At 32.2% G+C, this 25,096-nt stretch carries 15 protein-coding genes and 1 pseudogene; 11 read left to right on the top strand and 5 right to left on the bottom strand.

What is annotated here, in order from left to right:
- The first annotated feature begins 233 nt into the window (after positions 1 to 233).
- The 5 genes and pseudogenes from AC3EMB_RS01935 (at position 234) to AC3EMB_RS01955 (ending at position 4,159) form a co-directional block, all read left to right on the top strand.
- Positions 234 to 752 carry a YehS family protein gene (locus AC3EMB_RS01935; protein ID WP_488517422.1) on the top strand — a complete coding sequence of 173 codons (519 nt, stop codon included), beginning with the start codon at positions 234 to 236 and terminating at the stop codon, positions 750 to 752.
- A 95-nt stretch (positions 753 to 847) separates the two neighbouring features.
- Positions 848 to 1,555, top strand: a complete 708-nt coding sequence (locus tag AC3EMB_RS01940; RefSeq protein ID WP_488517423.1) for a M48 family metallopeptidase — start codon at positions 848 to 850, stop codon at positions 1,553 to 1,555.
- Between the two features lie 209 nt (positions 1,556 to 1,764).
- Positions 1,765 to 1,944, top strand: coding sequence for a hypothetical protein (locus tag AC3EMB_RS01945; RefSeq protein WP_258375783.1), 180 nt, complete (start codon positions 1,765 to 1,767; stop codon positions 1,942 to 1,944).
- Positions 1,945 to 2,428: 484 nt separating this feature from the next.
- Positions 2,429 to 2,810, top strand: a pseudogene (locus AC3EMB_RS01950) (Y-family DNA polymerase); the annotation flags it as partial.
- Positions 2,811 to 3,019: 209 nt separating this feature from the next.
- Positions 3,020 to 4,159, top strand: coding sequence for an HD domain-containing protein (locus tag AC3EMB_RS01955; protein ID WP_181419336.1), 1,140 nt, complete (start codon positions 3,020 to 3,022; stop codon positions 4,157 to 4,159).
- Between the two features lie 232 nt (positions 4,160 to 4,391).
- On the opposite strand, the gene AC3EMB_RS01960 is transcribed toward AC3EMB_RS01955, so the two are convergent.
- Positions 4,392 to 5,144, bottom strand: coding sequence for a hypothetical protein (locus AC3EMB_RS01960; RefSeq protein WP_110497436.1), 753 nt, complete (start codon positions 5,142 to 5,144; stop codon positions 4,392 to 4,394).
- Positions 5,145 to 5,341: 197 nt separating this feature from the next.
- Between AC3EMB_RS01960 and wecB the strand changes: the two genes are divergently transcribed.
- Positions 5,342 to 6,526, top strand: a complete 1,185-nt coding sequence (gene wecB / locus AC3EMB_RS01965; RefSeq protein ID WP_110497438.1) for a non-hydrolyzing UDP-N-acetylglucosamine 2-epimerase — start codon at positions 5,342 to 5,344, stop codon at positions 6,524 to 6,526.
- Positions 6,527 to 6,586: 60 nt separating this feature from the next.
- Here the strand turns inward: wecB and AC3EMB_RS01970 are convergent, their stop codons facing one another.
- On the bottom strand, positions 6,587 to 7,729 hold the full coding sequence (locus tag AC3EMB_RS01970; protein ID WP_181419337.1) for a radical SAM protein: 1,143 nt from the start codon (positions 7,727 to 7,729) through the stop codon (positions 6,587 to 6,589).
- Between the two features lie 264 nt (positions 7,730 to 7,993).
- Here AC3EMB_RS01970 and AC3EMB_RS01975 point away from each other — a divergent pair, with 264 nt between their 5' ends.
- From AC3EMB_RS01975 to AC3EMB_RS01990, 4 genes are read left to right on the top strand one after another with little or no spacing between them, the layout of a single operon-like run.
- Positions 7,994 to 8,689 (top strand): 4'-phosphopantetheinyl transferase family protein, encoded by a 696-nt coding sequence (locus AC3EMB_RS01975; protein ID WP_181419338.1) that lies wholly within the window; start codon positions 7,994 to 7,996, stop codon positions 8,687 to 8,689.
- A 17-nt stretch (positions 8,690 to 8,706) separates the two neighbouring features.
- A complete protein-coding gene (locus AC3EMB_RS01980) occupies positions 8,707 to 14,430 on the top strand; it encodes an amino acid adenylation domain-containing protein (protein WP_488517424.1) in 5,724 nt (1,907 codons plus the stop codon).
- Between the two features lie 12 nt (positions 14,431 to 14,442).
- Entirely contained in the window at positions 14,443 to 18,486 is a 4,044-nt protein-coding gene (locus AC3EMB_RS01985; protein WP_270697761.1) for a non-ribosomal peptide synthetase, read from the top strand.
- A gap of 54 nt (positions 18,487 to 18,540) precedes the next feature.
- Positions 18,541 to 19,833, top strand: a complete 1,293-nt coding sequence (locus tag AC3EMB_RS01990) for an MFS transporter (protein ID WP_488517425.1) — start codon at positions 18,541 to 18,543, stop codon at positions 19,831 to 19,833.
- Positions 19,834 to 20,306: 473 nt separating this feature from the next.
- Here the strand turns inward: AC3EMB_RS01990 and AC3EMB_RS01995 are convergent, their stop codons facing one another.
- Together AC3EMB_RS01995 and AC3EMB_RS02000 are read right to left on the bottom strand one after the other, a co-directional pair.
- A complete protein-coding gene (locus AC3EMB_RS01995) occupies positions 20,307 to 21,002 on the bottom strand; it encodes a GNAT family N-acetyltransferase (RefSeq protein ID WP_488517426.1) in 696 nt (231 codons plus the stop codon).
- 14 nt (positions 21,003 to 21,016) lie between these two features.
- Positions 21,017 to 22,126 (bottom strand): mandelate racemase/muconate lactonizing enzyme family protein, encoded by a 1,110-nt coding sequence (locus AC3EMB_RS02000; protein WP_095691491.1) that lies wholly within the window; start codon positions 22,124 to 22,126, stop codon positions 21,017 to 21,019.
- Positions 22,127 to 22,219: 93 nt separating this feature from the next.
- Between AC3EMB_RS02000 and AC3EMB_RS02005 the strand changes: the two genes are divergently transcribed.
- Positions 22,220 to 23,491 (top strand): transcriptional regulator, encoded by a 1,272-nt coding sequence (locus tag AC3EMB_RS02005; RefSeq protein ID WP_095691490.1) that lies wholly within the window; start codon positions 22,220 to 22,222, stop codon positions 23,489 to 23,491.
- Here the strand turns inward: AC3EMB_RS02005 and nhaC are convergent.
- A complete protein-coding gene (gene nhaC / locus AC3EMB_RS02010) occupies positions 23,480 to 24,901 on the bottom strand; it encodes a Na+/H+ antiporter NhaC (protein ID WP_000711525.1) in 1,422 nt (473 codons plus the stop codon). The two genes, AC3EMB_RS02005 and nhaC, sit on opposite strands and share 12 nt — an antisense overlap.
- Between the last annotated feature and the right edge of the window lie 195 nt (positions 24,902 to 25,096).

Raw genomic sequence — 25,096 nt, forward strand, 5'->3', positions numbered from 1 at the left:
TCTTATTAACAATTAACTTCTTCATAAAAAAGTAATGTATATTTCTAGGGTGGATTAGTATAATCTACACAGGTATTAATTCAGATAAGACTACAAAATACACCTCTAAAATGTTAAAGTAATAATTTAGCGGATATTAACTAAAAAATTATATTAAACATGATAGTTTAAAGCACATTAAAGGATAAACTTTAACTGCTGAATAAATAATCAACATTTCAGGAGGAAACCCAATGGCAATGAGCAACAACGATATATTAAAAAGAGTAAGATATGCTTTAGATATAAAAGATATAGATATGGTAGAAATTTTTAAACTTGGCGGAATGGAAGTAACGAAAGAAGACGTAGTTGATATGCTTACAAAAATAAAGAGAGCGCCTCAGCACGAACCTGAAAACCCTGATGTGGAAGAAGATGAGTACGTAAAAACATGCGATATGATGATGTTAGAGGCATTTTTAAATGGATTTATTACTTTAAAAAGAGGTAAGCAAGATCCGAAACCAGGGCAACCGGCACCTGTACAAAGCAAAGAAAGTGCTAATAACCTTCTTCTAAAGAAAATGAAAATCGCACTATCTTTAACGAGTGAGGATGTACTTGATATATTAGATAGCGTAGGCGTTACGGTAACAAAAGGAGAGTTAGGCGCTCTATTAAGAAAAAAAGGTCATAAAAATTACAAAGAGTGCGGCGATAGATACGCAAGGAATTTCATTAAGGGATTAGGTGTAAAGTATAGAGGGTAATGAGTTTGTTAAAGCAGCAAATGATATAATAGGTAGAGTAGGACGTTTGTATCCTACTCTTTTTTACTTGTAAAAATAATACACTAGGTGATGAAATGGTACATACATATTTAGGTGAGACAATTCATTTTCATATAACTTATAAAAAGAAAAAGTCTGTGCGTCTTTTTGTAGATTCGTACGGAAATGTGGAAGTGCAAGCTCCAAAAGGGACACCTGTTGAATACTTAGTCCAGTTGCTAGAAGAGAAGTGGGATTGGATTCAGACAACACGTAAGGAAATGGCGGAGCGAGCGCGTGGACCACAGGAAAAGGATTACGATCAAGGCGAGGGCTTTCTATATTTAGGAAGTACGTATCCGATACAAATTTCTCAAGATGCAAGCATTACGCAAGATAATGCAGTATTTGAGGGAGATAAGTTACATATTTATGTGAAAGAGCTAAAGGATGAGAAAATACAGCAAGCTTTAAAACGATTTTACTATAAGCAGTGTAAGTCATTAGTGGAGAAGAGTATTAAAGCGCATCAAAGTAATTTCAAAACAAAACCGCGCTCTATTCGTATTACAGATAGTAGTCGTACGTGGGGAACTTGTGATTCAAATCTGCAATTAACATTCAATTGGAAGTTAGCGATGGCACCACAGCGGGTAATTGATTATGTAGTCGTTCATGAAATGTGTCATATGGTTCATTTAAATCATGATCGATCTTTCTGGCGTCTTGTCGGGAAGATCATGCCTGATTATAAGGAAATGGAGAACTGGCTAGCGTTATCTAGTTGGAAAATGACGGTTTAGTGGTGCGCTTTATATAGGGGGCGATTATTATCAATACTTGTCGGTAAGTCGATATTTCTTGTCGAATCGTTGATGGGCAAAAATACCTTGGTCCAATTCCACAAATTTATGGGTTATTGATATGCAAATTCATGAGTTAAGTCACATGAAAAGTAATAAAAAAAGTTGAAGCGATAGAAACATATAGATAGAATATTCTGTTAAACAACATGTTCGCTAATGGGCGTATGCCGTATCGTTTAAATGTAACTGAAATTGATAATGAACAAGCAGAGCGAAATGATTCAAAGATTTATTGCATTGCTATTGATTTAAAAAATGATAAGAAACTAGTTAAAACTGCCGATGTACCAGAAGGAGATTCAAATAGAGCTTGGTATATTAGTTAATTCTGGTCTAAGTAAAGGTTGATTTTATTATATGTTATCGTAAAAATGTTGTAGAGCAAGCAAAAAAGGAACTCTTTAATATTAAAGAGCTCCTTTTTGTTATGTTTTTTGAATTTCCTTAAAAATACCCTTAGAATTTCAAGATAAAGTGAGTAAAATGCATGTGTAGAAGGGAGGTTTTATATTATGCAAAATCAAACAAAAACTTTTTATCTAAAAGTTAAATTTTTCGGATTCAAAATGATTATCAACTATTCTTTATAAGAGGATACAGCCTATTTTAATTAAATACTAAAAGGTAGAACAACTTTTCACTTCTACCTTTTAGTATTAGCAATGCTTTATTCAAAAGTTAGTTGCAACGATTAATTGTGTAAACTCCCCCTGAATTATAAACTTCCTTAATATAGTACAATTTCTCTTCATAAAAGAACGTACTTTTGTGGTGAGAGTAAATATTCTTTTATTTTTAGGAGGAATCGCGATATATGACTATTCAATCCTATCGAATAGAATCATCTTATGTGTTGATTTACGAAGCTTTTATGCTTCAATAAGCTGTATCAAAATGGGATTAGGTCCCATGCATACAAAATTAGCTGTAGTGAGTGATGTAAATGGGGAAAAACGGATAAATTGTTCTAGCCGCAACTCCCCCCTTAAAAGCCTTAGGCGTAAAGAAAATGGCAAGATTATACGAGATTTCTTGAAGAAAAGACATTCTTGCGGTAAATCTAATTATGGGAACTTATATTAAATGCTCCAATTACATAACAAAATTAGCATTACAATATGTTCCTATTGAGGGTTTTCACCAATACAGCATAGACGAATTTTTTATGGACATTACAGATGTCATCAATTTATCTTTATAATTACATATAACGTCATAAAGAGAATATAACCTTAAGTTTATCAATGCTTCAACTTTATACTAAAATAGTGGTTGTTTGGATGTTCCTTCAGTATTTAATAAAAGAAACAACCATATTATATGCGTTAACTGGTATAATTGTAGTATTGTTCAGATAGTAAAGATTACATGAAGCAAAAAATTACTAAAAGGGGATTAAACATGAAGTATGTTGACGAAATACATGGAGAAATTTTCATAGATGATGAATACGCTCTGGAAATTATAGAAACTAAAGTGTTTCATAGATTAAAAAATTTAAAACAGCAGGGTAATACGCACTTTGTACTCCCTGGTACGATTCACAATAGATTTTCTCACTCTTTAGGTGTATATCATGTCATGAAACTGATGTTACAAAATCTAGAACAACAAGGATATAATATTGAAGATTATGAAAAAAGATTAGCGCTATTATCCGCTTTATTACACGATATAGGACACGGACCCTTTTCACACTGTTTTGAAAATATTACTGGATTAAATCATGAAATTTGGAGTGGAAGGATTATCCAGGAGCATACTGAAATGAAAAAGGTTTTTCTTAAAAACCCAAGAATCCAAAAAGATATTATTTCTGTTATATCCAAAGATAATAAATTTCCTGTTATACAAGGGCTTCTATTCTCTAATCTTGGAGCTGATAAACTAGATTACTTTAGCAGAGATTTATTTTATTCTGGATTAATACAATTAGAGAATATAAATATTAATAAGATAATTAAAGGAAGTAAGATTCAGCAAGATAAAGTTATTATTTCTCCCACAATTATTAATGAAATAGAAAAGCTATTTGTGATAAAGAAAAATTTATTTAATACAGGATTTGCTAGTGAGTTTGTAATCGGAAAAGATGTATTATTAAAGATGATCTTTAAGCAGGCTTCGAACTTGTTTAAAATTAACCAATTGAAACATATACCTAACTATCTGATTCCTATACTGAGTAATAGTAAGAGCATGTGGAGTGTTGAACAATATACGGAGTTAACTGATTCCTATATTTTAGAGAGTATCATCCATTGGAGAGATGAAGAATATGACGATCAACTAAAAAGACTTTGTAATAAATATCTTTCTAAGGAAGATAACTTATTCTGGGATACGTTGGATACAAATAATTCATATCAAATTAACAATGATTATACAGAAGTTATTCAACAGGATCCTAAATATGGTCTTTATACAGGGGGGATTTTCTTAAGAGAAAATAGTGTATTATTCGACCTTGCAGAGAAGTCCAATCTTATAAAGGATTTATCGAAGAAGGAAAATTTAAAATCTTTAGTTTATAATTTATAAACATAACATTACAATTTTTGATAATTTTGAAATTAAGAAACGAGTGAGCTTTATTATTCTGCTGAAGCTCACTCGTTCCTATTAAACTAATGATGACAATCTATGCATGTAAATTCAAGTTAATCTTGATGAGGGACTGTGATGAAATCGTTTAAATAGCAAATGAAACTAAATCTAAAAAGATAACAGTTTGCTAATTTTGTTAAAATATGCCATTCTAAAAATTGAAAATTCACTTTGTATTTTTAGATAATTCATCTATCATTACATGCAGTAAATTAACAAGAGTGTTAACATCATAAAACTTATGAACAAACTCTTTTTCATCTTTATAAGGCTCTTCAGTAAACAAATCAGAAACGATGCCTTCAATTGGGGTTTGTAGCATAATTGTAGAAGTGAGTCGATCACTTTCTTTAATTACTCTATGTATAACCTCCTTTGATAGAGTATAGAAGGACCCTGCTTCAATGGTAGCATCAAATACCCAGTTTAAATTCTCTCTCCCCAAATCTTTTAATTGATGTCCGACCTCTCCTGAGGGTAAAGGTAATGTTCTGTAATGATACAGCTCCTCCCCAAATAGTTCATTAAGCTTATATGTTTTAAACGTAAGAGCACCTGTTAAAACCTTAGAGCTAAAGTCCCAAGGATGGTTATGTACGTGTTCCGCATGAAACAATACATGGTCTGGCCGCCAAATGTGCAGACGAAGTCTATATCCGACCTCATAATTTTCAATTAAAACAATTTTGTCAAATCCATTAGCATGAGTATACGATTTACTAGCTATTTCTGCTAGTTTTTCTTGATCATTAAGAAGAGATTTCAACAGAATAATCAATTGCTCATTGGTACATACAGGTTCTAAAAGTTTTTTTGTTTTTTCTAAATTACTAGTGCTTATGGAATTGAAATTAATATCAATCCACTCCTCTACTTCCCTGATATTACTAAACATAACTGGTTTAATTAACTCAATCATCATCTATTCTCCCTTTCCTTTATATAAATATTTTTATAACTATACATAGAGTTAAGTGTTTTGAATATTTTAATAATTTTAAATTAGATACATTCTTTAAAAAATGTTGACTTTTGGAAAAAGAATAATTTATATTTTTATATAGTTCTATATTTTATAGGCATTTTATTCCCATCTTAAAGAAAGAAGGAGAAATTATGAATAAAAAGAAAATAATGGTTGTAATAGGGACACGTCCAGAAGCAACTAAAATGTGTACAGTTATTCAAGAATTGAATAGACACAATGAAGAATTTGAAACATTATTAGTGCTAACAGGGCAACATCAAGAACAGTTGTATCAAGCATTAGATGCTTTTAATTTAAAGCCTGATATTGATCTGAACATAATGCGTGAAAGACAAACATTGACCTATATTACATCTGAATCCTTAATTAAATTAGGTGAAGTTATAGAAGATAAGAAACCTGACATGGTTCTTGTTCATGGTGATACCCAAGCTGCACTTTGCGGATCATTAGCCGCTTATTTCCATAAAATCCCTACAGGGCACGTTGAAGCTGGATTGAGAACTTACAACAAATATTCTCCTTGGCCCGAAGAAATGAATAGACGTATTGCTGATTCTATCAGTGATTTACTTTTTGCACCTACTTCTATGAGTAAAGACAACCTATCAAAAGAAGGATATCTAAATGAACAGATTTTTGTTACTGGTCAAACATCGGTAGACGCCGCTCTTGATACATATAAAGATGAACATGTATTTGAAAATTCTACATTGAACCAGATAGATTTTGCTGCAAATAAAATAATAACGGCTACTGTACATCGTCGTGAAAATTATGGTTTGCCTATGAAACAAATATTTAGTGCTATGAAGAGGATAGTAGATGAACACCAAGATGTTACTTTAATTTATCCAATTCATAAAAGTCCAACAGTAAGAGACATTGCCTACCCTATTTTAAAAGGCCATGAACGTATCAAATTAATTGAACCTTTGGGTTATCCAGATATGATTAACCTTTTAGGTCGTACTCATCTAATAATGAGTGATTCTGGTGGCCTTCAAGAAGAGACTGCTGTTTTTGGTAAACCGCTTATACTACTGCGAGATACCACTGAAAGACCAGAAGCTGTTGAAGCTAACGTTGTTGTATTAGCAGGAACCGAAGAAGAAAACATATACTCTCTTACTAATCGTTTATTAACTGATAATTCTTTATATAACAGTATGAAGAACTCTGAGAATCCTTTTGGAGATGGTAAAGCTTCAAAAAGAATTATAAATATTTTAAAGAAATACTTTGATTTCTCCGAAAGTTATCCCAGTGAATTTATCTCTATATTAGACAGAGAACCTCAAATTAGTAAATGAGTTTAGTTAAAGGTAATTCTTTTTAAGAATTACCTTTATTTAATGACTAAGATACTCACATTAGAGAAACTTCCAATGAATGTCTTCCATCTGAATTTCCTTTTCTACATTCACTGCATACTTTTCATCAATTTCAGATAGGATCTTATTTTGAACTTGGAAGTGACAAAATGGACAGGCACTAGCATTAATTCTTTTTATTACTTCTTCCCTGAGTTTGCTATTCCAAATCTCATTAAAACTCATATCCTTAATATTCCCATATTTCCATTCATCGTCCATAAGTTCCTTATAGATTGCATAGCAAGGAACTACATCACCAGTAGCAGCTACATAAGCATAAATTCCATCTTGTACAATCGGACATTCTTTAAGATGCGTCGGAACATGCTTTTGAGAGTTTTGGTTAAATTCATTAAGGAAATGTTCAAACTGATGAGGCATCCCAACATTATTAGCGTATTTTTCTAATTTTGGGAGTAGTTCCCTTAGTTCTGATAGGGGACGTGTGATCTGCTCTGATTCTAAGTCTAATAAGGCACGATACATTATGTAATCTGCTTTAGACTCTACACCTATGTCTATACACTTAAAGAAAGCTTCATCTGATTGGGAATCCTTAGTCATTATGTATGCCAAACCAATTGTAGGCCAATCTTGATTTAGTCTCCTTCTCTCATCTGACAAAATTTTACAATTTTTGATAACTTGTTTGAAATTTTCTGGTTTATGTGGACTCATAAGTCTTACATATGTCTCTTCCCAAGGAACATCAATGGAAATTCTTATCCAAGAACATTTCAAATACGCCTGTTTAATTTTTTCAGTTAATAATACACCATTGGTAATGACCCCTACTTCAATCCCAGCATCAACTAGCCTGTGAACAGCTTCTGAAAAATAAGGATGTACAGACGGTTCACCACCACCTGATAAAATAACTGATTTTACTGTAGGAGTGCAGTTTATTAAGTCTGTTACTAGATCTCTAAAAGCTGGTACCGGTAAATATTCACCCTGTCTGATATCATTATATGAGCAAAAAACACATTTTAAATTACACCGATTAGTTGGATGAATTTCAATACAAACTGGAGCGCTAGTAGATACTTCTCCCCTCTTCCAGCTATATTCTAATCTACTAGCATGACCCAAAATCCTATTTCTTACACCTGTTGTACCAGGTAATGTAACATTAGACATTCTTATGCCCCCTGTATCTTCTAAATAATTTAAAAGTTTTCTAAAATAACTATTCAACAATATCCAAAACAAAGAAAATGTTCTGACAATTAAAAATGATAGCAAATATCTTTTTTTTCTGTCAACCATTTTTTTTTATATTTACTAGTTATTGGCTATGTGTTAACATAATTTTGAAGTTTTTTATTTACAAAAAATTCACAAAAAAATTACAAAAACACACTTGATTTGTAAACTTCATCGAGTTAAATGGAGAGAACATTTATGATTAATGTTTATTTAGTTGAAATCCCTTTGATTTATACTGAAAATCAAATTAATACATATCTAGAGCAGATACCCATATCAGAAAAGAAAAGAATAAACAGAATGCAAAAAAAAGAGGATAAACTTAGATCCTTAAGTGCTTATTTACTAACGCGTTATATAATATGCAGGAAATTAAATGTAGAAAAGGGTTTGTTTTCTTTATATCGAAATCCATATGGAAGGCCCTGTTTAATTGAGGACATTGAGAATTGGAAAGGAGACTTTAATATTTCTCATTCAGGAAAATGGATAGCCCTAGCTATATCAGATTGTGCTAAGGTCGGAATAGATATCGAAGAAGTAAAAAATATAGATATAACGGATTTGGCTAATTTTGTTTTTTTGAACGGGGAATTAAGAAGATTCTATAGGGAAAGTATTGAAAGACAGATTGAATTATTCTATGCAGCATGGGCTATAAAAGAATCATTTTTTAAAATGATTGGAATAGGTCTATCTTTAAATATTATTCCTCCTAGTACAATTAAAATGATTGATAGCACAAATATTAGTGTATGTAATTTAGGTAATCTTGTATGGTCCCAGAAACTATATGAGTTTGATAAAGGATATAAGCTAGCTGTATCCTCAATGGATGAAGAATTTTCAAAAAAAATAAACTACATTAACTTTTACGATTTATTAGATTAAATATTGGTGGTGACAACATGAAAAATAAAATAATAAATGATTTAGACTCAGAGATGCTTTTTAAGTTACCCATACAAAAGGAGTATGATGTATTACAATCTTGCGAAATTAGAAGAAAAACATTAGTAATAAAAATAAGCAATGCAATATTAAATTCTAATATTACTAAACAGCTTAATATTTCATCACATGAAACCTTGTTAGTCGCTTTAGCTACGGTAGTTTATAGGTACTGTAATAAAAAAATAATTAATATTCCTCTAATTAATAATAGGGTTCTCTCTAAGGTCGATATTAACTTTGATGAAAATAGAAATTTTATAAATGCACTAAATCAACTACAGAGAAGCACAACACATAAGATTAGTGCTTCTGCAGTTAGAAATTCCCCTTTTGTAGTTACCGATAACTCTATACTCGAAGAAGATAAAGTTTTTAGAGATTATAAAGGGATATTAATTTCCGTATGCCCTCAAGATAAAGATATTATTTTAAATGTTAACTATATAGATAACCTATTTGACAGAAAAGCACTTGAAAGTTTTTTCAATCACGTTATTAAAATTATATGTTGTATAGTAGATAATCCCTATCAGGACATTAACTTTATAGATTATTTGACTGAGGAAGAGAAGCATGAAATTTTTCTTAAATTAAGTGATACTAGAACTTCTTATCCAGATACCAGCTGTATTGGCGAATTATTTGAGCAACAAGTAAAAGCTACTCCAAATAATATAGCAGTTGTATGTCCAAAGAAAACATTGACATATAAAGAGTTAAATCAAAGAGTGAACCAATTGGCTCATTATTTAAAGGAAGAATTAAGTATAAAAGAAGAGGATTTCATTGGTTTATGTATACCAAAATCTTCGGAACTTATAATAGGAATTCTAGCGATCATTAAAGCTGGGGGAGTTTATGTTCCAATAGATCCGGAATATCCAGCAAATAGAATTTCACATATTATTGAAGATACAAAAATGCATGCAATACTTACAACAGAAGAAACGTCCACAAAGTTACAAGAACATAATATTCTCTTAGATAATACCAAGAATATTAATGTGGAACATATACAATGCGAATTATCAAATTATAATACTAGTAATCCAATTACAAGTTGTCATTCGGAAAATCTAGCATATATTAACTATACTTCTGGCTCCACTGGTAAACCTAAGGGAGTCTGTATTCCTCATAAAGGAATAGTTAGATTAACTATAAACAACACATTTATTGATATTAGCGAAACAGATGTATTTTTACAACTTTCATCTATTTCTTTTGATGCTGCTACATTTGAAATCTGGGGATGCCTATTAAATGGAGCAAAATTAATCATCCCTTCTAATTATTTATCTTTAAATGAACTTGCAGATGTTCTTGATTACCATGAAGTATCTATTTTATGGCTTACAGCTGGACTTTTCCATCAAATTGTTGATGAAAATCTACAGATTTTAAATAAAGTAAAAAAATTATTAGCAGGTGGGGATGTTTTATCTGTTAACCACGTAAGAAAAGTAATTAATACTTTCCCTACAATTCATTTTTTAAATGGTTATGGTCCAACTGAAAATACAACATTTACATGTACCTATAAAGTAAATAATTTAGATACTAGTGTAAGAAGCATTCCTATTGGTAAGCCTATTTCAAATACAACAGTATTAATTTTAGATAAGAATGGTCTACCAGTTCCAATAGGGATACCTGGAGAACTGTATGTAGGTGGGGATGGCTTAGCCCGAGGATATTTAAATTTGCCACAGAAAAATAAGGAGAGTTTTGTAAAAAGCATATACAATACGGATAATGATTCAAATCTATATAAGACGGGGGATTTAGTAAAACTCCTTGAGGATGGAAATATCGTATTCATTGGCCGAGTTGATAATCAAGTTAAAATTAGAGGATTTAGAATTGAATTAGATGAAGTTCATCTAGCCCTCAGTAGGTATGAATCTATTAATAAATGTCTAGTAAAGGTCTGTTATGATGGATTTGGGGAGAAAAACTTAGTGGCTTATTTCACTTCTAATGAAGAAATCAATTCAGTAAAAATAAGAGGATTTTTAGAACAGATTCTTCCTAAATTTATGATTCCATCTCTATTTGTACAGGTAAATGAGTTTCCATTAAATAAAAATGGAAAGGTAGATAAAGAGGCATTACCTAATCCATATTCAGTTAAATTAAGTAATAACAACTCTGTTGATGATATAAAAAGGAATACTGCAACTGAGAATGAGATCTGTTCCATATGGAAAGAAGTATTACAAGTGAACACCGTAAATCCTTGTGATAATTTTTTTTACTTAGGTGGACACTCTCTCAAGGTAATGCGAATTTTATCTAAGATTAATAAACGGTATAATGTGAATCTATCAATGTATGACTTTTTTGAAAACCCTACTGTATCTGGTTTATTAGAAAAAATACATACATCTAATTCTGAAGATATCAAAGACACTGCAATATCAACCATAGCTGATAAAGAATCACCTCTTTCAGTTGCACAGGAACAAATGTTATTAATGGATGAAATGCAGTGTGAAAACCCAGCGTATAATGTAGTTTCCGCTTACAAACTTCGAGGGAGAATTGATATTGAAGTGCTAGAAAAGAGCATTAACTTAGTAATTCAACGTCATGAAATTTTAAGAACTTATTACGATACTAGTGGTTATACACCTTTACAAAAGAGTATTCCTAATCATAAATTGAAGATAAATTATATAGATTTAAGCACCCTTCTTATAGACCGAAAACAAGAATGTGACAAATTGTTATTAAAGGAATCTCGTTACATTTTTAATTTATCTTCTCTACCATTACTACGAGTTACATTAGTGAGAACTGAATTACAAGAGTATATGCTACTTTTAGTCGCACATCATATAGCATTCGATGGATGGTCTTTGGGGATTTTTTACAATGAAGTTTCGCAATACTACCTCGATATTATTATGAATAAGGTACCAGACACGCCTCTGTTGCAGACGCAGTATAAAGATTTTTCTGTATGGCAAAGAGATTTATTGAATAGTCAAGCTATCAACCAGCAACTCAATTATTGGAAGGATAAGCTGAATGGAGCAAACACATACTTAGAGCTACCCACTGATTTTCCAAGACCAGCTATGCAAGAATTCATTGGAAAATATACAACGTGGCTTATGGATACAGAGCTATCAAAGAAAATTAATATTTTTTCTAAGGAAAGAAACATTACCCCTTATATCGTTTTAATGTCTGCTTACAAATTATTATTAAGTATATACAGTAAGCAAACAGATATCGTAATTGGAACACAGGTGACTGGCCGAACAAATTATAATTTCGAATCACTAATAGGATATTTTGTAAACAATATTGTAATTCGTACTGTTTTTACAACTGATTTAACGTGCGAAACAATTTTACAGAAAGTTCAATCAACGGTATTGGAAGCATACAAACATCAAGATTTACCTTTTTCAGCATTAGTAAAAGAGTTAGCTCCTAATAGGGATGCAAGTTATAACCCTATTTTCCAAGCGGCATTTGTGTTACAAAATTTCGATCAACCAGTACTTAACATACCGGATACAGAAGTTATAATACAAGATGTTGATAATGGCACTGCAAAATTTGATTTGAATTTAATTGTAGAAGAAAGAAATGAATCTTACCTTTGTAAGTGGGAGTACAATACTCACTTATTTCTACCAGAAACTATTCAAAGAATGATAAACAACTTTAAAGATATATTGGAAAAACTCCTTTCTAATCCAAATGGAAAAATTTCTGATATCTGTAATGTTTCTATAGGTGAACAAGATCAACTCTTAAACAAATGGAATGATACACACAAGGATTTCCCACAACCTAAATTGCTGAATGGCTTATTGGATAAGCAGGTTACAGAAAATCCTGATAAAGTTGCTGTAAGATATAAGAATGAAGAACTTTCTTTTAAAGAGTTACATAAAAAGGCTAATCAGATTTCAAAATACTTAAAATCTCTTGGTTTGTCATCTGATAAAATAGTTGCTATATATTTTGATAAATCAATAGATACCGTTGTAAGTATCTTAGGGATTCTTAAGGTTGGAGCAGCATATCTACCTATAGATAGTTCTTATCCTATAGATAGATGTAAATTTATGATTGAGGATTCTGAGTGTGATGTATTAATTACGAGTAGTAAATATAAAAAGAACTTAACAGATTTTCACAAGCACATTGTATGTATAGATGAGAATTGGGATTTAATTTCAACATATGACGAGTCGCCCCTCCAGATTGAAATTAATGAAGAAGATACAGCGTATATTATTTATACATCAGGTTCAACAGGGGAACCAAAAGGGGTAAAGGTTCCCCATAGAGCAATATATAATCACATGATGTGGATGCAGGATACATTCCCTATCACATCAAATGATATCGTAATACAAAAAACTCCATTGAGTTTTGATGCGTCTGTATGGGAGTTTCTTGCTCCGCTATTAACTGGTGCAACGCTACTATTGGCAGAACAAGGAAAGCATATAGACCCAGAGTACTTAGCAGGTATTATTCAACAAGAAAAAGTCACAATTCTTCAGGTAGTACCTACATTGTTACAGATGCTTTTATTAGAGCCAAAATTTTTAGAATGTATAAGTTTAAAGAGAGTATTTTGTGGTGGAGAAGAATTAACTCCAAATCTTGCAGAACAATTTTTTAAGGGTTTTAACATAGACTTAATTAATCTATATGGTCCAACGGAGGCATGTATAGACTCAACTTATTTTATTTGCTCAAAGAATGGAAATCAAAAATATATTCCTATCGGACGACCAATTGATAATGTAAAGATATATATTTTGGATAAAGATCTCCACCCTGTTCCGATTGGGGTTTCTGGAGACATTTATATATCTGGAGAGGGACTATCAACAGGTTATTACAATCGTCCAATTTTAAATAAGGAACGCTTTATTCCAAATCCTTTTGATGATTCATCTAAATCTAAGATATATAAAACGGGAGATGTAGGAAAATATTTAAGTGATGGAAATATTGTCTACGTAGGTAGATCTGATAGACAGGTCAAAGTAAGAGGACATCGAATTGAACTTGGGGAAATTCAATCAATAATAAATATGCATTCACAGGTAAAAGATACAGTTATAGTTACCACTAAGGATAAAATGAATATTATTGCATTTGTTATATCAAACAACCTGAAAGAAATTTTAGATTTAGATACTTTCATGTATGAGAGACTACCTAAATATATGATACCATCTCATATTATATATTTAGAAGATTTTCCAACTACACCAAATGGCAAAATTGATATTCAAAATCTCTTGAGTACTTTTGAGAGTTATAGAACGAAAAATCCTATCACACAACCAATGGATGAGATTGAGAAACAAATTTATCACATATGGTGCAATCTACTAGAAGTGAGTAGTATAAATGTACACCAAAGTTTTTTTCAGCTAGGTGGTCATTCTCTATTAGCTTATCAACTAGTTATAGCCCTAAATGAAAAATTTAACATAAAAATTTCTTTACGTGACATTTTTGAATTTAGTACAGTTGAAAGTTTAGCTAAAATAATCAAGCAGAAAATTCAAGAGATTTCATTGGGAACAGAAGGCGTAATGCCTTCGGAACTGAAACAAGAGGAAAGTATCATTAATTTAGATAATTTATCAGAAGAAGAAATAGACTTATTATTGGCTCAATTAGTAGATTAGGAAGGTGCTCATATGAACAAGTTAGATATATTAGAAAATCTATCATCAATTGAAAAAAGAAAGTTATTAAATGATCTTATGCATAAAAAAGGGATAAACAGAAAGGTTTATCCCTTAACTTACCAACAAAAAAGACTTTGGTATTTTAACGAACTAGAGGAAAATAAAAAAAATTATAATATTCCTTACTCCATAATGTTTGATGGGCAATTAAGTATCCCTTTATTAAGACAGAGTATTCAGCAAATAGTAAGCAATCATGAGTCACTTAGAACTCATTTTATTGAAATTGATGGAAATCCTTATCAACAAGTTTCTCCAAATTTAACGGTAGATATCCCTGTATTTGATTTGACTAATTTAAATCGGGAAAACCAAGAACATAGTATTAACTCATATAGGGAACAAGTTGCTAATCATATATTTGACTTAAGAAAAGGACCGTTATTTCAATTTTTACTATTAAAACTCACTGAAAACAAACACATATTGATTTTGAATTTTCATCATATTATTTCAGATGGTGGATCTTTAAAAATATTTTTCGAAGATTTAGAGAGTATTTACACATCTTTTCTAACAGGAAATCCAGAATGCCTAACTAAAGCAGCCTTTGCGTATGGAAACTATGCTGTTACTCAGCAGAATAGTTTCCATGATAGGGATTTTAAACAAGAAAAAGAGTATTGGAGATGTAAGTTGAAGGATGCAAATTTACTAATAGATTTACCAGTGGATGATAAAAGACCTCCTGTACAGACTTATCATGGAGAGAATTTTTCCTTTGTTATTCCCAAACATATAAAAGAACATATTGTAGATTTAGCTACTCAATATAATACTACTGTATATACTGTTCTACTTTCTGCGTTTGGATTATTGCTAAATAGGTATACAAGCCAAGAGACAATTCTTGTTGGAACACCAGTATCTTTAAGAGATTCAAAAGAATTAGAAAGAACCATTGGTTTTTTTGTGAATACTTTAGTGATAAAAATGGATTTCTCTACGGAAATTACATTTAAGCAATTATTAAAATTAACCCGTGAGGAAATAATCTCCTCACTTGAAAATAAAAACTTTCCTTTCGAAAAAATTGTAGAGGAGCTAAAAATAGATAGAAACCTAAGTCATAACCCTATATTTCAGGTAATGTTTTCATATGAGGATTCATCCAGACAAATTGAACTTCCTAATTTAACTGCAACACCGGAAGTAATTACAAATGGAGTTTCCAAATTTGATTTAACTTTAAATATTTATCAGAATGCAGACAATCTTTATGCAGATTTTGAGTATAACAAAGATATATTCAATCGTTCTACTATATTAAGGTATAGCCAGCATTTCTTAACTTTACTTAAGGATATCACTCTGAATTCCAATAAATCCTTGCATGACCTTAATATTTTAAGAGATAACGAGAAAGATGAATTATTAGATTTAGGAAATCATCAAAAAACGACCTATAGTAACAATTTTTTAGTAACAGATATGGTAGAACGCATTGCTAAAGAAAAACCGAATCATAAAGCGATTTGCTATGAAAGTCAGTTTATTAGCTATTATGAATTAGAGAATAAGTCTAATCAGCTAGCAAATTATTTATTAAGAAGAGGGATTAAGAAAGGATCGCTAATAGGCATATACATGGGGAAATCAATTGAAACATTTATTTCCATAATAGCAGTTCTAAAAGCAGGAGGAGCCTATGTTCCCTTAGATCCTTCTTATCCAAGAGAGCGAATACAATATATGATTCAGAATAGTAATTTATCAACAATTTTCACAAAAAAATCTTATTTAAAAGATCTTAATGATATCAACATTACTAAGATTTCTCTAGATACTAATTTAGAATTTAAGAATGAACCAATACTAAAACCTAACCTTAATATTAATGTAGATAATTTAGCATATGTTATCTACACCTCCGGTACAACAGGAGATCCTAAAGGCGTTATGGTCCAGCATAATTCGTTATCTTCTATTGCAAATTCATGGTTTAATGAGTTTGGGTTAAATGAACTAGATGTTAGGATTTTGCAAATAGCCAGTCCATCATTTGATGTATTCACAGGGGATTTAATAAAAGTTCTTGTAAGCGGTGGGACCTTATTTGTATGCCCAGACGATTTTAGGATAGATTTCTCAAAATTGTATAACTTGATAAGAAAGAACGATATTAATGTTTTGGAGTCAACTCCTATGCTTATTATTCCATTTATGGAGTATGTGTATGAAAATCAATTAGATATTGGTTGCTTAAAATTACTTATTATAGGTTCCGATAAGTTACCTGCTCATGAATACAAATGGTTAATTGAGAAATTTGGTAATTATATTCAGATTGTTAACTCCTATGGTGTAACAGAAGCTACAATTGATTCAAGTTATTATCAATTTAAAAAAGAAAAAAAATCACTTTCACAATTTACTAACACACCTATTGGAAAGCCACTTAGTAATACATCCTTTTACATACTAAACAAGCATTTACATCTTCAACCTAGGGGGGTAGTAGGGGAATTATTTATCGGTGGAAGAGGTGTCAGCAAAGGTTATCTTCAAAATTCAGATTTAACAAGTCAAAAATTTATCCAAAACCCCTTTAACACAGTTGAAAAAATATATAAAACTGGAGATTTAGCTAGATGGAATGATGACGGGGATGTGGAAATAATAGGTAGAACAGATGATCAAGTGAAATTACGTGGTTATAGAATTGAACTAGGAGAGATTGAGGAAGCTTTACAAAAGAGTCAATTTGTACAAGATTCAGCTGTAATCATTCAAAATGGTAGACTTGTTGCCTTTATAGTACCTTGCGAAAATTATAATAGATCAAATATGTTGCATATTAAGGAATGTCTTAAGCAAAGTCTTCCTAACTTCATGGTACCATCAGTAATAGTTGAGATTGAAAGTATTCCTCAAACTCCTAATGGGAAGATAGACAGGAAACATCTTCAGAATACGAATACTATAAGTGCAAGTAACAGTAGTGGGAAAAATAAATTTGAGATTCTAACGGAATCACTTCCAAGAACTATCTTGGAGTATGAGATCCAACAGATGTGGAAAGAAGTTTTAGGTATAAATAACATTAGATTAATGGATAACTTCTTTGATATTGGAGGACATTCCTTACTTTTAGTACAATTATTAGCAAAAATCAGAAAAAAATACAAAGTAGATATACCGTTGCCCTCTTTCTATAGCAATGCAACCATTGAAGACCTATCTTCAATTATAAATGGCAAAATAAATTTAGAAACAGGATCGCCTTTAACCTGTATTCAGTCTAAAGGTAGTAAAACTCCTATTTTTGTATTCCATCAAATTGGTGGATATTGGTTCCGATATTTAGAGTTAATCCAACAACTTGGAAATGAACATCCAATTTATGGGTTAAGTATCTCAAATCCATATGGGGACTATGACAATTTAATAGATATAGCTTTTTATTATATTAAGGAAATTAAAAAAGTTCAACCAGAGGGACCCTATATATTGTTAGGTCATAGCCTAGGGGGGAATATTGCTTTTGAAATAGGTTTGCAGTTGCAAGAAATTGGAGAAAAAATTGGATTTTTAGCTTTACTTGATACTTATCTACCCCCTTATAAAACAGGTATTAGTGATTTTGAACTACTTCTTGATTATATTGAAAGATATAACCTTTCTGCAGAACAATTGAAGCTGTTCGAAAATATGTCTCCAAATGAAAGAATTGCTTATATATTAGAGTTGGGGAAAAAACAGAATTATTTAGCGCTTGATGTTGATTTTGAAGAGATGAAGAGAATTTTAACTGTTTATCTGAAGTTAAATAGGGCTCTTGCTACTTATCCCAAACCACTTAATTTGTATAAAGGAGATATACATTTTTTTAGAGCTATTAAGGAAGACATAGACTCTACTCTCGGTTGGGATGACCATATAGATGGCGACTTAAATATACATCAGATTAATTCGACACACGGCGTAATGTTAACTAATCCTTATGTTCAAGAAATTAGCAAGATAATCCAAAAAAATATTGATAAAATATAATTTGTTTTATTTAGGTCAGCTTAGATAAGTTGGCCTAAATAATGGGGGATAAGAATGAACATTAATAGTATAAAACAGCTGAATAGGAATGTTAAGTTGAGACTGATAGAACAATTTGCTAGTAGTCTCGCAGGCAATATGATTTTTCCTTTTATGATTATATATTTCTCAGAAGCATTTGGAGAAGCTATTACTGGCATACTTTTTGTTAGTAACATTGTAATAAGCTTCGTCTCTGGTCTTTATGGTGGATATCTTGCAGATAAATTAGGTCGAAGAAAGATAATGATATATGCAGAGATTTGTCGATTTATAGCGTTATTTATTATGGCTATTGCTTGCACAGAAATAGTAAACTCTCCAGTTATAGTCTTTTTTATGAATATTATTACCAGTGCTTGTTCTGGGTTCTCTCGACCTGCGGGGGATGCAATGTTGATTGATTCGAGTTCAAATGATGACAGGAAATTAATTTATACCATCGATTATATATTATGGAATGCATCTTTATTAATAGGTGGGATTGTAGGAGGCTTTTTATTTCAGGATTATAAATTCCAGTTGATTTTGAGCTTATCAATCATTTCATTAGCTTCATTATTTTTGTTACTATTTTTTATTCGGGATATGTACACTCCTCTTAAAAGATCTTTGGACAAACCCATTAATCTGTTTTCTGAGATAAATACTAATTATAAAGTAGTCATTAAGGATAAACTCTTTACGATTTTTTTAATGGCAAGCCTTTTAGAATTAGCTGTACAAATACAAGCAATGAACTATACTGGGGTAAGATTGGTTAAAGAGATGCAGAACCAAGAATTATTTCATTTCAAAGATATGCATTTTATGGTAGATGGATACAAGATGTATGGAATATTAAACTTTACAAACACTATTTGCGTGCTAGTTCTGGCTGTTTTAATTAATAAGCTTTCTAAAAAATTTAAAGATAAGAGTAATCTAACAGTGGGGATTATCTTTTATTCAATTGGTTTTTCCATGATTAGTTTTATTAATATGCCCATCCTATTGATTTTTTTAATGTTAGTAGTAGTAGTTGGAGAATTAATCTATATTCCGACGAAGCAATCTTTGTTGGCTGAAATTATCCCCACAGAAAATAGGGGTTCTTACATGGCTATAAATGGAATGACAAATAAGGGGGCAAGTATTTTAGGTTCAATTGCAGTAACAATAGGTGCATTTATACCATCTATTGGTATGTCAATTATATTTCTTACAATGGGTTTAATTAGTATAATTTTTTATCGTCAGATATATAGGTTGAGAAACGTATTAAATAAAGAAACTAAATCAATACCTGATCAAGAATATACAGGTTAAAAACAAACAGAATAAAGAGTATTTTTCAATCCCATATAAAGTCATAGCTAAAATGTTTTTCTTTAAATAAAAGCCTAATTTTCCTATAATTAATCAGCAGAAACTTAAAGAACACAGAGGTATTAAATCTCTGTGTTCTATTTTATGTTCTATAACAGCGGCCCAGTCACAGACCCCAATACCCTAATCAATAATACGGTATCTTTTTTCTTCCAAATGAATTTTTTTGTTTATAAATCGCAATCTCCTATAAATTCCTATTTCATATGCGAGATTTCATGCTCACCTTTATTTCAATTCACTTTCATTTTAAGTTAAATTTATTAAGCGACGAAAAACACCCTTGTTATATTTTGAATTATGATAGATATATTCGAAAAATCGTTGATATAATTTCATTTACTACAGGATTGTTCAACAAATCGAAAAGAGGAGATGTCACAAGGGACATCTCCTTTTTTCGAGTATATAGATTATCGTCCAAACTTCACAACAAAATCTCCATCCACTTTCTCCATCTCATACCCACGATACCCCTCCGAAAGCAAAGCCTGCTGTCCACTAGCATCATTCATTAGAATACTTTGAACATCCGTCCAATCTCTTTCTTTATCTCCGCGCAATTTCTTCACAAAAACATATCGCAGACTACCACCATACTTCTCCTTCAGCGCAGCAATCTCCATCCCTTGCGCAAATTTATCCTTCAAACTCGGGATGTTAAAAGGAGCAACGGTGCAGCATACATAATCATATTTGATATCTTCTTTTTGTAATTCGTCCATGATGACGTTTGCTAATATTTTTTGCATCCCATTTCCTCGACAGTTCGGATGAACGTTTGAGATTTCTTGATAGATGACGCGGTGTAGTTCATTTTCTGGCAAACCAATATTAAGCCCTAAATGTTCATCATCGATAGGCGGGACGAGTAGAGCGCGAAATGCGATGAGTTCGTTTTCGATAAAAGCACCGATCATCATGCCGTTTCCTTCTAGAATGTATTGAAATTCTGCTTGTGAGAGTGGTTGTAAACGACTTTTATCTTCTAGTGCTTCAACTACAATGTTTTGTAGTGATAAAATTTGTTCGATGTGCTCTAGTGATAGTAATGTAACGTGAAATGATTCGTTATTTTGTTTTAATGTTCCTTCGTATAGAACCGTCATATGATAGTCCTCCTTTAGCGTACAACGTCTTGAAAGACGGTTAGTTCTTGTAGTGTATCTTCGTTTATTTCAATGCCGAGTCCTGGCTTTTCGTTTAAGCGAATGAATGGTACATCGTAATGTAAGTTTCCAATGTCTTTCGTGAATTTTAATGGTCCTGTTAGCTCTACGCTCGTAATGATTTTTTTTGAGAAAGCGACATGGAATCCTGCTGAAGAGGCAACAGATGATTCGACCATTGATCCTACTTGGCATTCAATGCCTGCCATTTCTGCTTGATGAGCGAGCTTTACAGCTGGATATATGCCGCCGCATTTCATTAGTTTTATATTCACTTTATCAGCAGCTTCTAATTTAATAATTTGGCGCATTTCACGAGAGCTTTTTAATCCTTCATCAATCATAAGCGGGAGGTCTGTTTTAGAACGAATATGAGCCATGGCATCAATATCGTCCGCGATAACAGGTTGTTCAATCCAGTCAATGTTTAAATGTCCTAATGAACGCAGTGCTGTTAATGTGTTTGCGCTATTTTTCCAGCCTTGGTTTACATCAACGCGAATAGAGATGTCATTTCCTACACGTTCTCGTACAGCTTCAATACGTTTTACATCTTCTTTTACATTTGTACCAACTTTCATTTTGAAAGATTGGTAACCTTTTTGAATCATAGAAGCAGCTTCTCCAGCCATATCTTCAGGATCGGCAATACTTAAAACGTGAGTGACAGGGAATTCTTCATGGTAGCGCCCGCCAATTAATTGATATACAGGTTGATTTAGTTTTTTGCCCATTATATCAAAACAAGCAATATCAATTGCGGCTTTCGCTGTTGGAACACCGTAAATTGTATTGTCCATCATGTCGTGTATTTTTTCGATATTCATTGGATTTTCCCCAATTAGAGCAGGGGCTAGCGTATGTTTTAAAGTATGGAAAGTACTTTCCCATGATTCACCTGTGACGTGATCATCAGCAACGCCTTCACCGTAACCGGTAATACCTTCATCTGTTTCCATTTTGACGATAATAGAGGGCATATCAGAATAAGAGCCATAACTAATAACAAACGGATTGCGAAGCGGTAAACGAATTGCGTAAAGATGAATAGCTGTAATTTTCATTGAATAGAAACCCCTTCCTGTTTACAATAGTTTTATACATTTGATATAGTTGACGTTAAATAGTCGTTAATTAATGATAAGGAGTTAGAGAAAATGATGATAAAAATTGCAGTTGTCGGTTCAAAGGAGTTTATGGAGAACATTTTTCCTATTGCTCAAAAATTAGAGGGAATAGAAATTGATCCATATATTTACCTTCATCCGGCGGAATCTTCTGAACTATTAAAGTGTCTAAAGCCTTGTGATGTCATCTTTTTCTCAGGTGCTTTACCTTATTATATGGCAAAAGAAATAAGAGAACAATTACGAATTCCAAGTACATACTTACAGCAAGACGAGACAACTGTCGCATCTTCAATTCTTTCTATCATGTATCATCAAAGTATTCAACCACATAACATTTCCATTGATTTAGTAGACCGCTCTTTTATTACAAATGTGTTCCATGATATCGGTATAAAAGAAAGTCCGCAAGTGTTGGATTATGAAAATATGCTGTGGAGTAAAGATGAGATAAATAGAGTTATCGATTTTCATGTAGCTAAATATCAATCTGGAGAGGCTCATTTAGCTTTAACTAGTATTCACGCTGTTTACGACGAGCTTCAAAAAATAGGTGTTCCTTCAGAGCGTATGATTGATCCAACACAATCCATTATACATGGGCTAAAAGATGCAAAAATAAAAGCTGAGTTAGCAAAAAGCTATTCAGCTACTGTTGGTGCTTGTATAATTTCTTCCTTAGAATTACGAACGAGTTTGCTTGAAAAACTAGATGTCATTTCAAAAGAACTACGTGGTTCATTTAAACAAGTGGATGAAATGACATGCATTTTGTATACAACTCGTGGTGATATCGAATCAATTATTAAAACAAATGCGATAGATAACTTGTTTGCGAGCGTAGAAGGAACGATAGCTATTGGATTTGGTTATGGGAAAACCGTGAAAGAAGCGGAGCAAAATGCAAAAATTGCTCAAAGTTTTGCAAAGAACAATCCAATAGATTGTTGTTTTTATATACTAACAAGTGATAAAGATTTGTTTGGTCCGTTCCCGAAAGAACAGAGAGTACAAAGTTTGAAAAATGATAATCCGGAACTAATGAAAATAGCGAAGGAAACAAAGCTTAGTCCGGCCAACTTGTCAAAAATCATTCAATTTAGTCAATCGCACCCGTCATTGAAGTTTACAGCAGCTGACCTTTCTGAGTACTTACAAGTGACTCGAAGATCGACAGAAAGGTTGTTAAAGAAATTAGTTGATTACGGGTATGCTCATATTTGCGGCGAGGAAATGCCCTATCAACAAGGGCGACCTCGCGCACTATATGAACTGAATTTACCGCTATTTTTAAGCTTCTAGTTGAGCTTTTTGTTTCTTTAGTAGTTCTGCTTTTTCAATGTCTGATAGTTTTACAATTGTGAAGCCTGTTATACCATAAATGATTGAGATAATAGGTACGATGAAATTCAAAATAGCATAAGGAGCATATTCAAATGCACCTACGCCAAGTGTTGCGAGAATAAATACACCGCACGTATTCCAAGGAACGAAGACAGAAGTTAATGTTCCACCATCTTCTAATGCTCTGGATAAGTTTTTTGAATGTAGTCCTTTTTCCGTGTATGCATTTGCGTACATTCTTGAAGGGACAACAATTGAAATATATTGTTCAGAGCAAGTAAGGTTTGTTGCAAAACAAGATGCGATAGTAGAAGCGATAAGCCCTTTTGCTGATTTCGCTAACTTTAAAATTTGATTTACAATTGAGCGAAGAATACCTGTATGTTCTAATACTCCTCCGAAAGTCATAGCGACAATTGTCATAGAGACTGTATTCATCATCGAATCTAAGCCACCGCGGTTAAATAGTTCGTCTACTAGCTTGTTTCCAGTGTCTATAACAAATCCAGCTTGGAGTGCACCGACAGATGCTGAGACAGAACCACCTTGAATAAAGACTTGTGATAAGAATCCTAAAATAATACCGACGAGAATCGCTGGTATAGCAGGGACTTTTTTAGCGACCAATACCATAACGACTACGGGTATAATGAGTAGGAAAGGCGAGATAACAAAATTTTGTTGCAATACTTGTAACGTTTGATCGATGCTCTTCGCATCAATATTGTTAGCGCCGAAGCTTCTTCCTAAGACTGCGTAGACGATAAGAGTAATAATTAAACCTGGAACTGTAGTAAATAACATATGACGAATGTGTGCGAATAAATCTGTATTTGTTAATCCTGCGGCTAAGTTAGTTGTATCTGAAAGCGGTGACATTTTATCGCCAAAATAAGAGCCTGAAATAATGGCACCAGCAACCATTGGAGCTGGAATTCCCATACTTAGGCCAATTCCCATTCCAGCAACACCAATTGTGCCCATTGTGGACCAAGAGCTACCAATTGCTAATGCAACGATAGAACAAATGACGGTAATGGAAACTAAAAATAGTGATGGAGTTAAAAGTTTTAAACCGTAATAAATCATCGTTGCGACGATTCCACCGCCAATCCAAGCACCAATTGTTAAGCCAACAAGAATAATAATGACGATAGCAGGTAATGCAAGACGAATCCCTTTATACATTGCTTCTTCAAGATCATTCCATTTGTAACCGTAACGCCAAGCGACAATAGAAGCAACGGTTGTACCAATAATAAGTGGAACGTGAGGGGTTTGTTTTAATACAACAATTGTAACCATCATAACTGCAACGGTAATGATAATAGGGATAATCGCTATTCCAAAAGGTATTTCTTTTTTCATAAAGTTCCTCCTTGTTACGTATGTTTGTTTGCATTTTTAGAATTGTCGTAAAATAGACGTTTATTAGGTTATGATAACTAAAAGTTTATGTAAGCGTCAACATAAAAAACAGAAAATAAGGAATGTTCTAGTTGTTTGTTTAGTTTGTAATATAAGTGCAGAGTAAGCTTTTTAAGTATTTAAAAATAAATAATT

This window comes from Bacillus sp. LQ16, from assembly GCF_057784645.1.